The 15,470-nt window shown below is 43.6% G+C and carries 11 protein-coding genes; 5 read left to right on the top strand and 6 right to left on the bottom strand.

Annotation, left to right across the window (positions count from 1 at the left end):
• Positions 1–30: 30 nt before the first annotated feature.
• Entirely contained in the window at positions 31–2,532 is a 2,502-nt protein-coding gene (locus tag E4N65_RS02620) for a PEP/pyruvate-binding domain-containing protein (RefSeq protein WP_044013557.1), read from the top strand.
• Positions 2,533–2,756: 224 nt separating this feature from the next.
• Positions 2,757–4,133: an MATE family efflux transporter gene (locus E4N65_RS02615; protein ID WP_253673952.1), complete on the top strand. Its 1,377-nt coding sequence runs from the start codon at positions 2,757–2,759 to the stop codon at positions 4,131–4,133.
• 166 nt (positions 4,134–4,299) lie between these two features.
• Here the strand turns inward: E4N65_RS02615 and E4N65_RS02610 are convergent, their stop codons facing one another.
• From E4N65_RS02610 to E4N65_RS02600, 3 genes are all read right to left on the bottom strand, one after another.
• Positions 4,300–7,023 (bottom strand): DEAD/DEAH box helicase, encoded by a 2,724-nt coding sequence (locus tag E4N65_RS02610; RefSeq protein ID WP_081984379.1) that lies wholly within the window; start codon positions 7,021–7,023, stop codon positions 4,300–4,302.
• 171 nt (positions 7,024–7,194) lie between these two features.
• A complete protein-coding gene (locus E4N65_RS02605; RefSeq protein ID WP_253673950.1) occupies positions 7,195–8,028 on the bottom strand; it encodes an IS3 family transposase in 834 nt (277 codons plus the stop codon).
• Positions 8,029–8,090: 62 nt separating this feature from the next.
• Positions 8,091–8,363, bottom strand: coding sequence for a transposase (locus E4N65_RS02600; RefSeq protein WP_044013562.1), 273 nt, complete (start codon positions 8,361–8,363; stop codon positions 8,091–8,093).
• Positions 8,364–8,667: 304 nt separating this feature from the next.
• Here E4N65_RS02600 and E4N65_RS02595 point away from each other — a divergent pair, with 304 nt between their 5' ends.
• The 3 genes from E4N65_RS02595 to E4N65_RS02585 all read left to right on the top strand — a co-directional run bounded on the left by E4N65_RS02595 (position 8,668) and on the right by E4N65_RS02585 (position 12,654).
• Entirely contained in the window at positions 8,668–9,699 is a 1,032-nt protein-coding gene (locus tag E4N65_RS02595) for an ABC transporter substrate-binding protein (protein ID WP_253673948.1), read from the top strand.
• A 140-nt stretch (positions 9,700–9,839) separates the two neighbouring features.
• On the top strand, positions 9,840–11,540 hold the full coding sequence (locus E4N65_RS02590; RefSeq protein WP_253673946.1) for an ABC transporter permease: 1,701 nt from the start codon (positions 9,840–9,842) through the stop codon (positions 11,538–11,540).
• A 22-nt stretch (positions 11,541–11,562) separates the two neighbouring features.
• Positions 11,563–12,654: an ABC transporter ATP-binding protein gene (locus E4N65_RS02585; protein WP_253673944.1), complete on the top strand. Its 1,092-nt coding sequence runs from the start codon at positions 11,563–11,565 to the stop codon at positions 12,652–12,654.
• 55 nt (positions 12,655–12,709) lie between these two features.
• On the opposite strand, the gene pyrE is transcribed toward E4N65_RS02585, so the two are convergent.
• The 3 genes from pyrE to pyrF are packed head-to-tail and all read right to left on the bottom strand — an operon-like array spanning position 12,710 to position 15,455.
• Entirely contained in the window at positions 12,710–13,369 is a 660-nt protein-coding gene (gene pyrE, locus E4N65_RS02580; RefSeq protein ID WP_253673942.1) for an orotate phosphoribosyltransferase, read from the bottom strand.
• Positions 13,370–13,388: 19 nt separating this feature from the next.
• Positions 13,389–14,684: a dihydroorotase gene (locus tag E4N65_RS02575; protein WP_253673940.1), complete on the bottom strand. Its 1,296-nt coding sequence runs from the start codon at positions 14,682–14,684 to the stop codon at positions 13,389–13,391.
• Positions 14,685–14,687: 3 nt separating this feature from the next.
• Positions 14,688–15,455, bottom strand: a complete 768-nt coding sequence (gene pyrF / locus E4N65_RS02570) for an orotidine-5'-phosphate decarboxylase (protein WP_253673939.1) — start codon at positions 15,453–15,455, stop codon at positions 14,688–14,690.
• Between the last annotated feature and the right edge of the window lie 15 nt (positions 15,456–15,470).

Here is a 15,470-nt window from a genome sequence, read left to right as displayed (position 1 = left end):
AAGCGTTTTCCCTTAAAGGAGTTGAATACAATGCGGATAGCTGATTTTACACAGATACATAAAGATGATGTACTCATTGCAGGCGGCAAAGGATCCAACCTTGGTGAGATGACTGCTGCGGGAATACCGGTTCCTAAGGGATTTGTGATTACCGCAGATGCGTATCGGGAATTCCTTAAAGAAAATAACATAGATGAAATTATCTTGCGTGTTCTTACAGCGGCGCAAACGGATGAACAAGCCTTGTTATCCGCAGTCGGCACATTTCGGAAAAAAATCATAACAGGACATTTTCCTGCTCAATTGGAAAAAGAGATAAGAGCGAAATATGCGGAACTCGGGGAAGCTGCGAGGGTTGCGGTCCGCTCATCGGCAACGGCGGAAGATTTACCCGATGCGAGTTTTGCAGGTCAGCAGGAAACCTATTTGAATGTGCAAGGGATAGAAGATGTCTTAATTCAAATACGCCATTGTTATGCTTCGCTATGGGGGGAGAGAGCGGTACGCTATCGATTTAATCAGGGATATGATCAGAGCGCTGTTGCGATTGCCGTTGTTATTCAAGAAATGGTAGAAAGCGAAAAAGCGGGCGTTCTGTTTACCGTCAATCCGGTAACACAAAACAAAGATGAAATGCAAATCAACGCAAGTTACGGATTGGGAGAAAGTGTAGTAAGCGGCAGGGTAACGGCAGATAGTTATATCGTAAATAAATCAGGCGATATACTGGAAGTTACTATCGGAACCAAAGAAACGCAAATTGTCTACGCGGATAAAAACACCAAAGAAGAATCGGTAAGCGAGGAAAAAAGAACCGCGCGGGCGTTGAATGATAGTGAGATTGCAGCTCTGGTGCGCGCTGCATTAAAAATAGAAAAACACTACGGTATGCCGATGGATATTGAATGGGCAATACAAAAGAACCAAGTATATATTTTGCAGGCACGCGCAATAACAACCTTAAAAAATAATGATGATGAGAAGCTGGTTCAGGAATATATCAAAGGTACTACATTAACACGCATGATGAAACAAAATATGGCTTTTCAGTTTGAAAAAATGCCGTTTGCTTACCGTGCGCTGGACTTTGATTATATGCTAGCAATTAATGACCAAAAAGCCCGGATATTCGCAGAAGGCGGTATTGTTTTTAATTCAAATCCTGTAATTGATGACGATGGTATTCAGACACTTCCTGAAAATAAAAAAGGTCTTACTCTGCGTATTTTTCATATCTTTACAATCATTCGGATGCTCAAAAATTTTGACTATTGCGCGGAAGTATGTAAAGATTTTATGGCGCAATATGAGCAAGAGCTAGCGCATATTAAAACCTTAGATTTTGAGAATATGACATTAGCCGAATGTACTGCATTTATGGAACACAGTTATGCGCTGACAGAAAAACTTGCATACGATAGATTTAAATATGCCTTATTTCCGTCTTTTCTAATGAGCAAAAAATTCTCCAAAATAATAAAACGTGTAGATACAAACTACTCTGCCTTTGATTTCTATTGGGAACTCAATAATAAAACAGCTGTTGTTACAAACGATATTTCTCGCATGGCGGATACGATACGGAAAAACACAACTCTAACGGAAGCAATACTATCCGGCGAAAGATTCAACACACTGTGTGCCGATTTCCCTGTATTTAAGCAGCTTGCGGATGATTTTATTAAATGCAACGGTTTTAAGTCTGATTACAATTGCTATTGCATCGAAGCAAAAACATTTATCGAAGATCCCGATAGACTTGTCAATATTATACGCCCGTTATTAAATACCTCTGATGTATCGGATCAAAATTCTCATAATAACAACAATAAAAATTATACGGATTTAATGCAGCAATTAAAGCATATTTATGGAAATAAATATCCGCGTCTAGAACAAGACATACAGCACTTCCGGTATTTTCATGTTGTTCGAGAAGAATCGCAGTATTTATGGGAAACACTCTTTTATTATGTTAGGCAGTGTGTAAAGCGGATAAATATTCTGCTCTTAAACAGCGGAAATTATAAACACGGAATTACAAATCTTTTTCACTGTGAATTATTGGAAGTGTTGAAAGCCGGATATATCAGTGATGTTTATAAAGAAAAGATCGCAAGGCGGAATGAAAAATTCCCGCTTGCGGAAAAGGTTTGGGAAGCTTCAAAATTACTGGTGTTCGATTCAACTGGTGATGTACTGAAGGGCGTAAGCGGAAGCCCGGGAACTGTTGTAGGAACGGTGCGCATTATTCGTAGTCCTGAAGAGTTTTATAAGATGCAAAAAGGAGATGTGCTGGTGTGTCATCTCACTGATCCCGAATGGACACCGCTTTTTAAACTTGCAAGCGCTGTCGTTGCAGACACCGGCTCTGCGCTCAGCCATGCAGCAATTGTTGCACGGGAATTTACTATCCCAGCAGTATTGGGTGTCGGTTTTGCCACCGTCAAATTCAAGGACGGTGACCTCATCACCGTTGACGGAAACAAAGGAGAAGTGCGGAGCAGTGCAGACGCATCAGCTACTTTTTAGCTACGCCCGCAGAATATGTGAGTCCGTTCAACCAGAATTTCGCCGCTTTGCGACTCAAATGGTTGCCCTGCCTCACATATTCTGCGTTACTTTATATACTCGCCTGATGCGTCTGCACTGGTTTTGAAAAATAGTGGGAAATTTTATTTAAAATTTCCCACAAAAAGAAGGCAACCGCTCAAAAGATTTTCGATACGTTTGCCTTAAATTACGGAGCTGTTGAGATGGATTCAAAAGAGCAAAGACGGTTTAACATTTTAACAAAACCGATTTTTCCGTTGCTCATTAAAACGGCAATTCCGACAATCATCGGTATGTTGATCAGCGTTATATACAATGTAACCGATACCTTTTTTGTCGGACAATTACACAACAGATCAATGATTGCGGCAATCGGTGTGGTATTCAGTTTTGTCAGTGTTATTCAAGCAATCGGTTTTTGGTACGGCTACGGCAGCGGTAATGCAATGTCTAAAAAAATCGGAGCAAAAGACTATGCAGAAGCGGAAATCATTTCTTCGATAGGTATTGTCATTGCAATCGTAACCGGCATCGTAATCGCAATCGCAGCATATATTTTTGTTGTACCGCTTGCAAAACTCATCGGCGGTAGCGCATCGCAGGACGTACTCACCTTTACCGTGCAGTATTTAAAGATCATTATCATCAGCATTCCGTTCAGTTTATATGCAGTAACGGTGTATAATCAGCTGCGTTTGTGCGGAAATGTACGCGATGGAATGATCGGATTACTTTCCGGAATGCTGAGCAATATGGTGCTGGATCCGCTGCTGATGTTTCCGCTTAACATGGGATTTATCGGCGCCGGATATGCAACACTGATCGGTCAAATAATCGGGTGTATTGTGCTGACGCTCTTAGCAAAACGACACGAGAGTATTTCGTCCAATCTAAAAAAAGTACAATGCAGCAAAGCGCGTGTGTATCATATTCTTGCAGGGGGGCTTCCTAATTTTTCGCGGCAGGCAATTACCGGCGCTGCATTGGTGCTGCTCAATGTTACGGCAGCACGCTACGGCGAAAGTATGATCGCTGCTTTAACAATAAGTTCAAAAATTGTTGCAGTGGCTTTTATGATTATGATCGGTTGGGGGCAAGGCTTTCAGCCGATTTGTGCAATGAATTACGGCGCTCAACAATATGCGCGAGTAAAAAAAGCCTTTATTACTACCGTCGCCGTGGGAACACTTTTTTTAACAGCTGCCTCAATAATTTTATATATCTTTGCCGACCACTGGATGCAGCTGATGTCAACCGATGAGGAAGTAGTGTCTACCGGAGTTTCGATACTCAGGATGCAATGTTTTTCGCTTCCGCTGTTAGGCGTTTTTGCCGTCAGCAGTATGTTCATGCAGAATATCGGCAATTATTTTTCAGCGCTCCTGATATCAATTTCACGGCAGGGTTTCTTTTATGTACCGCTCCTATACCTTCTGCCTGCCGTATACGGGAAAACCGGTATCTACCTGCTGCAGCCGGTCTCCGATGTTTTATCGTTCCTGTTTGCCGTTGCGGTGGTGTGTAGGTGGTATGGGAAAAATGCGAACGATTTACAAGTAAAAAAAGGCAGCAAAAGATGAGAATATAATTAAGCGTTTTTTATGACTAATCTGTAAGTAGCTAATGAAAACCTATACTTCAATTATTTGCATAAGTGTATTTATACATAATGAAGGTAAAAGTCCAATTGGGTTTATAGGAAGTATAATAGATCAATCTTAAAAACAATGACAAGAGTTGAAGGTTTTATCTTTCCGCAGCAATCTGTGTACCATGTCCGGGCTCGGGTTTGTAGATATCGGTAGATTCCGTTTCGATAGTATAGGTTTTTGCCAGCCGGGTAAAAGAGGAAGAAGGGCTTATCTGCATTGAGGGAATAAAAAGATGTTTCCATGGTTTGCCTTTATGTGCCGCGATCCATTCGGAAACGGTTTTGCAGTAGCGGACTGCCCTGTTTTTCTTTGCAATGACATCGGGTGTGTCCTGTTTGTCTTCTCCTTTTACTTCAATCAAATAAATGCAAGAAGATGTTTCTGCTACAAAATCGGGTTCGTAATGCTTGCCTCCGTTGTATTGCAGGTTGAATTCTTTTTTTGCAGGACGAAGCCATTTTTGAACCGTCTGATCTTGTTCCATGATACGGGCGAGAATGAGTTCCGGTTTGCTGTCAAACTTTGCTTCCTCGAATACTCCTTTTTTTATACCGGTAAATACAACCGATTGTATGTCTTTGTCATAAGAATCAAAGAAACGGGAAGCGGTCGAGTAGTTGTAGGCTTGTTCAAGATTATAGGGCTGCACTAACGAAACTTTTTCTTCAAGGAAAGCTTCTTCACAATAAAAATGCTTCATAAGCTGTGAGTGAATTTTATCGGCAATATCTTTTTTATTCATCATTGCGATATTTCTCATACCGTTTTCGGAATATTTATTTCTGTAATGAGAACAAACTTGAATAACCAGCTTTTGTAACAGTGCTGCAGAACGCCGATAATCAATTTCAGATTTTTCGCATAGGCAGTTCATAATCTCTGCAAGCGGGTTGTAAGCCTCAAAGTCAATGGCGGAACCTTTGATATGAAGCCTGTCCCCCTGATCTTCCAAATTTTGTATAAGGATATCTTCACCCGTTACCGTATGATTAAAGGGTTCAAGGTCAAGATCAAAATCCGCAAAATGGTATTCCGGTAAGCCCGAATCGGTAATGGTAATATGCGGAATAGGTATGTATTTTGAAGAAAGTGTTTCGCAATAGTCGGAAACGGTTTCGCTAATCCACGAAGCAAGCGGATCGGCATTCTCTGTATAGATTGCACTTAAATCTTTATCCGATGAAAGTTCCTTTTTAATGGTCTGTGTAATTTCCGTTTTTTGGCCACTTGAGAAACTCAACTTTATGTCCGTACCGGTTTGCCGGCGAATATATGTCCCTACCGTTTTTTGTATGAGTGTTCGGGTATCTTTGAACAATGCAGCATGTGCTTCGTTTTTCTGCATTCCGGTTATCCGATAGGCTTTTTCCAATTCCGCATCTTCATCGAATTGAAGGGATACTTGAGTGTACCTAAGATTTTCCTGAGTAATGTCTTCCGCCTTTATGATATTTTCGGCTTTAAATATGGAATCGCCTTTTTGCGCTTCTTCTAAAAGTTCGGCAAATTTATCGTGAGCGGTAAGCATTACCATGTCAATTTCTTTATTGCCTGTCCGCTCGCCGTAGGGAAGGCGTAAACCGCGGCCGACCATTTGTTCCCTTAAGATTTTTGAAGCTGCTTGCCGCAAAGGAACTATTGTATAGAGGTTATTAACGTCCCAGCCTTCTTTGAGCATATTTACATGAATAACAATTTCAATCGGATTTTCGTATTTTTCGACCTCAAGCAAAAGCTTCATGTTCTCTTCGCTTTCGCTGCCTCTTTGATTTGAATGTACTGTAATGATTTTTCCCTTGTAAGCTCCGTCCTTAAAAGAATCCGAACTGAGGTAGTTTTGCACCTTTTCGGCATGGGCTGTATCTTTACAGACAATAAGCATGAAAGGTTTTACTTTCCGCTTACCGGTGTTTTGGGCATACTGTTCAAGTTTCAGTTTTGCCCGTTCATGACAGAGAATACCGTCATTGAGCATAACCTTGTCAATTTCTTCTTCTCCGAAATTGAAAAATTGAATATCCTGACGGGTTACTGCAAAGGGGGTACGAGTGTAGCCGTCTGCAATCGCTTTTGAAAGCGGATATTCATACACAACATTTTTAAAGTTGATCTGCTTTGTTCCCGATTTTGTGTAAGGTGTCACCGTAAGCTCCAAGCCTAAAATCGGCTTAAGTTCATTCAGCGATTGTACACCTCTTTCTGCCCGATAGTGGTGAGACTCGTCCATTATCAATACAAGGTCGTTCATAGAAGCAAGACTTCCAAAAAAAGAGGTACCAAGATATTCGGAAAGGCTCCGCATTTTTGCCCGCTCTTTGTTGAATTTATCTATGTTAAAAATAAAGATGCGGATATCGGAGTCGAAGAGTTCAAGATTTTTATAGCGGTAGTCTTCATCGGCAATGATGACCGGAGTAGAAGAAAAACAGCCGAGTCCTTTTAAAACATATTTTTCGCTATGAGGCATTCCAAGGTCTTGTTTTAATTTTGAGTAGATGGTGGTATTGGGAGCCGTTACAAAAAGGTTTTTGATACCGTAGTTTGTATAAAGATAGGCAATGAAGGCTCCCATCAAACGGGTTTTACCGACTCCCGTTGCAAGAGCAAAGGTAAGCGAAATAAAATCACGCTCAAAATCGCTGCAGGTAGGATAGCTGTTATGTACCGCTTTGAGGGCAGCTTGTTTATTGCTTTGTTTATCGGGTTTTACCGAATCGACTATTTTTGCAAGTATTTCAAGAGATTCTTTTTGAGGTTTTCTGAGGCTCATTATTCCTGCAATGTAGTCAGTCGTGTATTCGGGAAAACGCTTAAGCATAGGTCTGTTCCTTTTCTTCCTCGTTTTCAGTATGTAACGAAATCCATTTTTTGATTTTCTCACGAGTGATATTGCCTGATGCAATTCCTAAGCCTAAATCTACTAATTTGTTTTGAGTATATCTTATGGAATAGTCAATATTAGTGCAGTGCCTAAATACCCCAAATGTATTTAAGCAGCACTTTTTTTAGCTGCTGTTTTCCTGTATACCAGTGGAGGTAAGCCATCGGGATTTACTGTCGTGATACGTTTCGTGTTGTAATAAGCAAACGTGTATCTCCAGACGATCGTCTTGACTTCCTCCACAGTCAGTTTTGTTGTATCAAGCTGATAGATCTTTTCCTTTTTCAGCGTTGCAAACCAGCTTTCCATCCGGGCATTATCCCAGCATTTCCCAACTCCACTCATACTCTGCACCGCATGCAGCTGTCCGAGCGTCTTTTTGTACTCGCCGCTTGTATACTGGCTTCCGCAATCGCTGTGAATTATCGCTCCACTTGGTATATCAAAATTCTTGTATGCCTCCGTTATCGTTTTTATACATAGTTCCTTTTTCATGTTTGTGTCCATTGCAAGAGAAATGATCTCCCCATTATAGCAGTCAAAAAGCGGCGACACATACAGTTTTCCGTCTTTGCACAGTATCTGCGTTATATCCGTCAGCAATTTTCTCAACGGCTCTTGTGCACTAAAGTCTTGCTTGATGATATTCTGCGGCCTCATCGCCTTTTTGTCGGCTTTTGTAAGACCGTCAGGGCTTCTTCTGTCTTCATGCAGCAGATTTCCTCGTGCCATCGCGCGTCTTACCGTTGACAATGAACGCTTAATGCCCCGTTGTTCAAGTGCTATCTGCATACGCCTGTCCCCATAGTTCTTGTTTTCTTCATCCTCATCAAGAATCTGATGCATTTGAGCAAGCAGTTTCTGCCATGCTTTCACCTTTTTCCTGTTTCGCTTCCATTTATAAAAACCGCTTTCACTGACCGGAAGAGTCGCGCACAGCATCCGTGCTGAAAACAGCTTCTCAGCAGTACGGTGGTGGATGTAAGCGAAAAGACCATCCTTTTCTATTTCTTCCGGTCTTGAACGAAAAAACCGAGTGCATCCTTGAGTATCTCATTCGCATTTTTAAGCTCGGCTATTTCTTTTTTGAGCCTGCTGTTCTCTTTGTGAATGTCAGCTTCTGTATTTTTTCCTTCTTTGTTTTTCTTTACCCGCTGCTTTCTCCATCCTGCCAATGTTCCATAGTTCACGTTAAGCTGTTCACACGCTTTCTTCACTCCGATATAGTCCGACAGCTTCAATGCCTCGATTTTAAAGTTCTCATCGTACCGTTTCATTGCCTCTCCTCCTCTCTTTTTCGGCAATTTTGGCACTGTACTTTTATTGTATCACTCCACATACGACTTTTCCGATAAAGTAAAGGAAAAATTGAGGCTTAGCGATGCGGAGTATAACGAGTTGAAAGAAGCCGAATCCAATCCTCAACTGAGGTAAGACTCAATTTTAATGAGCTGGAAAAATATCAGGCGGAAACGACACTCGTTTTTGCATAATTATTAATAGAAAACTTTAAAAAACTTTGCAAACTTGACAACCGGACAAAAATAGCTCACACTGGAACTACTTTTTAGGAGGTTTATTTTGAATAAATCATTATTACAAAAAGCGGCAATGGTATTGTTCTGTGTATGTATTGCATCTACAATCTTTGCCGGAGGTTCTTCAGAGACTGCAAATGCGGAAAACGAACTCAATGTGTATTCTATTATGCCGGAAAAGTATGCGACGCAGATTTTTTCGGAATTTACAAAGGATACCGGTATCAAAGTTAATTTTGTTCGTCTCTCTTCCGGTGAAGCGCTGTCGCGTATCATCGCAGAAAAGGCAAATCCGCAAGTAGATTGTTTATGGGGCGGTCCGTCGGATACGTATGACGCAGGTGTTAAGGAAAATGTTTTCGAACAATATAAACCTGCAGAAGCCGATAAAATTCCCGCAAATTACCGTTCTCCGGATAATTACTGGACGGGTATCGGGATTATTCCGCTATGCTTTCTCACCAATACGAATTTTCTCAAAAAAAATAATCTTTCGGAGCCGACAAGCTGGTACGATTTATTAAATCCTGCATATAAAAACGGCTTACAAATGGCGGATGCCCGAACATCGGGAACCGCAACGGAGCGTATTTATTCGCTCGTAAAAGCTTTCGGTGAAAAAGAAGCATTCGACTATCAAAAAAAGCTTAATGCAAATGTACAACTTTATACAAAAAGCGGTGCAGGCGGCGCTCTGCCGATCGCAAACGGACAAACTGCTAGCGGCGTATTCTATCTTGTCGATGCGCTTGATATTACCCATCAAGGCTATCCGCTCGTCATCTCTTTCCCGAAAGAAGGTGTTACCTACGGCGTCGAGGGATCGGGAATTCTTAAAGGATGCAAACACCCGAATGCTGCGCGCAAACTCATGGATTGGGCGTCAACAAAAAAGCTCGGCGACTTTATGATGGCTCATAAAATTTGCTATATCCCGACACGTTCCGATATAAAAGTTGATGATCCTGCCCTCGATATGTCAAAAATGAATTTAATCGATGCACCATCCGTGTGGAAAGGCGAAAAACGGAAAGCGTATGTCGAAAAATGGATTCAGGAAGTTATCCAGCAGTAGAATAAAAAATCACATCGGATTGAATGCCGGAGTTTTGAACTCGGCATTCCGGTGATACACGAAAACTTCGGCAAACGGTGAATTATCCGGAAAAGTTTTGCGTATTTTTCCCTTCACCGTTGCCGAGTTGAGGATTAGCAATGTATATTAATAAGTCTTCACAAAATGAATGCCGTATACTTTTAATCAAAAAAGATCCGGCTCTTTTTTGTACGCTCGCTGTCATTTGGTTTTGTTTTGCGATATTTATTTTTTATCCTGTCATCACGCTTTTGTATACGGCATTTTTTTCAAATGGCCGTATTTCAGCCGAGTTACTCAGAAAAAATTTTCTTAATGCATATACGCTGAAAGCATTGTGGAATAGCCTCAAACTTGCGGCTGCGGTCAGTATATGCGGTACATTTTTAGGATATGTCTTTGCTCTTGTCGTAAATAGGACGAACCTTCCGAAATTTCTTAAAATAGCTATCAGTGCAATAACGATTCTGCCGCTTATTTCACCGCCGTTTACGAGCAGCATTTCGCTGACACTTGCACTCGGTCCGAACGGGACATTATTAAAATTGCTCGGTATTCCCGATGCAAATATTTACGGATTTACGGGTACGTGGATTTCCGAAACACTTACCTATTTTCCCGTAGCCTATATGGTCATCTCTGCAATTTTAAATACAATGAGCTCAAACCTTGATGACGCCGCATCAAGTTTAGGTGCAAAAAGCGGACGGATATTTCGAACGATTACGGCACCTCTTTCGGTTCCTGCTGTTGCGAACTCCATTCTTTTGCTCTTCGGGTCGAGCCTTGCGGATTTTGCGACGCCGCTCATTTTAGGCGGCCATAAATTTCCCATTTTGCCGACACAGGCATATCTGCAAATCACCGGTATGTTTGATTTGAATGGCGGATCATCCCTTTCGTTTTTATTAATAATCCCTGCGCTGTTCGTATTCTTTTTCCAGCAGATGCTTGTTGGACGAAAAAGCTATGTAACCGTTTCGGGTAAGAGTGCAGCGCAATCGAAATTCATTCCGTTGCCGAAGTGGATGAAAATACTTTGCTATTGTATTGCCTTTATCGTAATTATTTTTGTTATCTACTTGTATTTTATTATCCTTGCCGGATCGTTTGTTAAAGTATGGGGCATCGACAATACGCTGACACTGCAAAATTACCGATACGTTTTCGCAAATGGAAAAAAGGCGCTGTCTGATACGCTGACGATCGCAATTATCTCGACGCTGCTCGGTGCTTTGCTTTCGGTTGTCATCGGCTACATCATTCAGCGGAAGGAATTTCCGGCAAAACGCCTGCTTGATTTTTCTTCGCTGCTCAACTATGCGCTGCCCGGTACGGTCGTCGGTATTGCGTATATTGCAGCGTTCAACAAACGTCCGATTTTATTAACCGGTACAATGACAATCCTCGTTGCCGCGTATATTTTCCGTTACTATGCAACAGGTATTCGATCTGTTATCGCATCGCTGCAGCAGATTGATCCTAGCCTCGAAGAAGCATCTGCAAGTCTCGGTGCGGGCACCGTGCGGACATTTACGCACGTAACGGTTCCGCTTATCATTCCGGCGATACTTACAGGTATGCGCTACCTCTTTATCCATTGTATGACGGCAATCAGTGCAACGATATTCCTTGTTTCGGCGCGGTGGACACTTTTGACGACGCGCATCCTTGAAAGCATGACAGAACTGCAATTTCCACAAGCCTCTGCATTTTCGATCGTGCTCATTATCATCGTCTTTGCTGCCGATGCACTTATAGCACTGTGCATGAAATTATACTCGATGCAGTTTACAAAAGAAGCGAAGCAAAAATTATAAACGGATTTACACGGAGAACACTATGGCAGATATATCACTTGTTTTAAAAGATGTTACAAAAACATTTCCCGAACGGAACGGCGGCATTTTCAATGCAGTTGATAAAGTCAATATCGAAGTCGCGAAAGGAGAGATGGTTACGTTTTTGGGGCCGTCAGGTTGCGGTAAAACGACGACATTGCGCATGATAGCGGGGTTTGTCAGCCCGACAAGCGGCAGCATCACTATTGCAGGCAAAGACATGACGAGTGTACCGGTAAATGAACGCGCGATCGGATTCGTGTTTCAAAACTACGCGCTTTTCCCGCATATGACGATTTACAAAAATGTCGGATACGGATTGAAAGCTCGCGGCGAAAAAGACGCGGACATCCATGATAAAATCATCAATGCATTGAAACTTGTCGGGTTAAGCGGAGACGAAAACCGTTACCCCAATCAACTGTCCGGCGGTGAACAGCAGCGCGTTGCTCTTGCCCGTGTCATCGTTATGGAACCGTCACTCTTGTTGATGGACGAACCGCTTTCGAACCTCGACGCAAAGCTGAGGATTCACATGCGCACGGAAATTCGCAGAATTCAAAAAGCGCTTGGAACAACATGCTTATACGTTACGCACGACCAATCGGAAGCGCTCACCGTTTCCGACAGAATCGTTGTTATGAGCCGTGGTAAAGTCGAACAGATCGGAACACCGCTTGAAATATACGGCAGCCCCGCGTCTACTTTTGTCGCCGATTTTATCGGTCAAGCGAATATCGTTCCTGCAAAAGTGCAAAAAATCGAAGGAGATATGATTACCGCGTCGATTTCTTCCGTCAATGAAGTAACTGCAAGACGGGGCTGTGCAGACTCTCCAGCGGTAAATGCAGACGTATTTTTTGTTGTCCGTCCCGAAAATATTTCCGTACAGGATAAAGATGCCGGTTCCGTCAAAGCCGTTGTGCAGACTTCCGTTTTCGTCGGCAGTCACGTCGAATACGATCTGTTGTTCAATGAAAAAACAGCTATCAAAGCAAGTGTCGATTTTAAGCCGGATATGAAACTCTACCAAAGCGGAGACATCGTATCACTCGGCTTCGACGAAAAAACAACGCTGTTTTTGGATAGGTAAAAGAAAGCTGCTAAAAGTCATTTTTCTGTCACTCGTAAAATGCTTATAGTTCCCCTTACCCGCGCCGTACACGGTCAAACCAAGTTTCGGGTTCCTTGTTCCATTCAAGCGCGATAGCGGCTTCTTCGGGACTTAAATACTTTTCTTTTTGCAAGAGCTCAATTAAAACCGAAAAACGGGAAAGCGATTCAAAGGGACAGTTTTCGTTTTCAAAATTGGCATCAGCTTGCGCAAATTGATAAGAAAAAATCGCTTTTAAACTCACCTCGGCGGCTCCGGCTGCGCGTAAGGACTTCACCGCGCCGATGCTGCTCTTCCCCGTCGAGATTAAATCTTCGATAAGCGCTATCTTCTTACCTGCAACAGCCGCCCCTTCTATTGTGCTGCCCGTTCCGTGATCTTTCGGCGCGGAACGCACATAGGCAAGCGGTTTGTTCAAGGCATTTGCAATGAAGGCCGCCCACGGAACCCCCGCCGTAGCAACACCCGCAATCACATCGGTATCGGCAGGAATTAATTGTTTAAAGGCCTCCGTAATGAGAGTGCGCTGCTGAGGCCAACCTAAAAGAGAGCGGTTATCGCAATAGATAGGGCTGCGTATCCCCGAAGCAAAGGTGAAGGGATCCGCAACGTTAATCTTGACGGCTTTTACCTCAAAGAGCGTGCGAGCGACCGCAATTTCTATTTCTTTTTTGTCACAGTGAACAGCATTCATAATTATTCCTCCTCATTTCCTATGCCTGAAATACGAAACGTCCGGCGGGGCGTTCCTGTAAGTCGGCGGCAAAACGGCCGTCACGGTAGACTATCTTGCCGTTGACAATAGTCATATAATTTTTACCGATAAAGTTCCAGCCCTCAAAAGGAGACCACCCGCATTTCGATACTATGTCCTTTCGGCCGAGCTGCCAGTGTACCGCGGTGTCGGCAACGGTAATATCGGCATCGGCGCCTTTTGCAAGTACGCCCTTGCGCGTTAACCCGAGGATTGCAGCAGGATTTTCACTCATCAGCTTTTGAAGCAGCGGCAGCGTGATATTTCCTTCCGCCGCCGCAGTGAGCATCAGCGCCAGCGAGGTTTCGACGCCGGGGATGCCGAAAGTCAGCTGTGCCAGTTTCTCATCCAGCGTATGAGGCGCGTGATCGGTGCCGATGGTATCGACGTAGCCGTCCCGAATGGCCTGCATCAAAAATGCAGTATCGGATTGCGCTTTCAGTTCGGGCTTCATCCGCAACAGCATATCGGCTTCGGCGCTCACTTCCCACATACCGGTATGTAAAAAAAGATGATGAGGCGTTACTTCCGCATAAATGGGATGCTGCCGGTTATGTAATTCAGGATTTTGCTTCGCCTTGATGACCGTCCGCATCTCTTCTTCGGAAGAAATATGGCAAATATACAAACCGTTCCCATAGCGGGCATTCAGCTCAATCGCCTTGTCGATCATCTCCGCTTCGGCATGTACAAAGACCAAGCCGCCGACCTTAAAAATTTCAGTCAGCAGAGCGGTATCTTCAATCAGCATAAGACCGGTGCTCACATTCATAAACACCTTCGTGCTGCGCGCCCGACCGCTGCCGATAACGCGCCGGATTTCATCAATATTATTGTGTTTTGAAGCGCCGAAGTGGAAGCCGAAATTAACGGCTGAAACCCGCGCCGCCTGTGCAATTTTTTCCGTAAGCGCCTGAGCCGTTACCGTCGGCGGCTGCGTATTCGGCATATCAAAAAAAGTCGTTATGCCGCCTTTTGCACAGGCGCGCGAGCCGGTATAAAAATCTTCTTTATGGGTAAGCCCCGGATCTCTCATGTGGGTGTGCAGGTCGATAATGCCCGGCATAACGAGGCGGCCATCCAAGTCAATCTCTTGTGAGTCCATTCCTTGTGCATCCTGTACGGGGCGAACCTCTTTCGGGCAGTCTTGACCTGACATACCCTGTTTGATAATGATGTCTTCAATTATATCGCCGTTGATGACAAGATCGATAATTTCGTTGCGGACGGTTTTCCCGTTTTTGAGTATGAGCACCGTTTAGCCCTCCGTTGCCTGCCTAATTTCCTCCAAAACCGCGTGCACCGCCTGAACGGGATCGGGATGTTGGGTAATCGGGCGGCCGACCACCAAATAATCGGCTCCGTTTTTTAGCGCTTCGTAGGCAGTCATCACCCGTGCCTGATCTTCTTTGCGGTTTTGGGCGTACGAGCCGCTTTGGGTAAAGGCAGGGCGGACTCCCGGACATACGGTAATAAAATCCTTACCGAAACGCTGTTTAATAGCGGCAGCCTCCTGAGCGGAACAGACAATACCCTGTAAACCGGCATTGCTGACAGCAGCCGCCATCGCTTCGACGGTTGTTTCAACATCGACGGCAGCTCCGTAGAATTGCTGTAAGTCCTGTGCATTTAAATTGGTTAAGACCGTTACGCCGATGCAAATGCTCTGAGAGCCTTTTTCTTTGAGCATCTCGGCGACTGCCCGCATGGTTTTTTCGCTGTTGGAGCAATGCACATTGAACATGAACACGTTTTGCTCCGCCGCAAAAAGGCAGGCCTGTACAACAGTGTTGGTAATATCGTGGAACTTTAAATCCAAAAATACTTTTTTATTTTTTCCGTGCAAGTAATCGACAATGGCTCCCTTCGTCCGTAAGAAAATTTCGAGCCCTGCCTTATACACCGTAACGCTATCGCCGAGCTGCTCCACGAGGGCGGCTGCTTGGTCGAGTGTGTTATAGTCCAACGCAACAATCAATTTTTCGCGGACAGCGCTGCTGATGGTTCCGCATTGTGTTTTTTCCATATTGTAAAACTCCTC

This window comes from Treponema sp. OMZ 855 (assembly GCF_024181145.1).
Taxonomy (GTDB): Bacteria; Spirochaetota; Spirochaetia; order Treponematales; family Treponemataceae; genus Treponema.
The sequence above is the reverse complement of the archived record's forward strand: the minus strand, read 5'-3'. Positions and strand labels throughout refer to the sequence as shown.

Coding starts and splice junctions, on each gene's coding strand:
- E4N65_RS02620 (WP_044013557.1), top strand. CDS start 31: ATGCGGATAGCTGATTTTACACAGATACATAAAGATGATGTACTCATT.
- E4N65_RS02615 (WP_253673952.1), top strand. CDS start 2,757: ATGGATTCAAAAGAGCAAAGACGGTTTAACATTTTAACAAAACCGATT.
- E4N65_RS02610 (WP_081984379.1), bottom strand. CDS start 7,023: ATGCTTAAGCGTTTTCCCGAATACACGACTGACTACATTGCAGGAATA.
- E4N65_RS02605 (WP_253673950.1), bottom strand. CDS start 8,028: ATGCTGTGCGCGACTCTTCCGGTCAGTGAAAGCGGTTTTTATAAATGG.
- E4N65_RS02600 (WP_044013562.1), bottom strand. CDS start 8,363: ATGAAACGGTACGATGAGAACTTTAAAATCGAGGCATTGAAGCTGTCG.
- E4N65_RS02590 (WP_253673946.1), top strand. CDS start 9,840: ATGTATATTAATAAGTCTTCACAAAATGAATGCCGTATACTTTTAATC.
- E4N65_RS02585 (WP_253673944.1), top strand. CDS start 11,563: ATGGCAGATATATCACTTGTTTTAAAAGATGTTACAAAAACATTTCCC.
- pyrE (WP_253673942.1), bottom strand. CDS start 13,369: ATGAATGCTGTTCACTGTGACAAAAAAGAAATAGAAATTGCGGTCGCT.
- pyrF (WP_253673939.1), bottom strand. CDS start 15,455: ATGGAAAAAACACAATGCGGAACCATCAGCAGCGCTGTCCGCGAAAAA.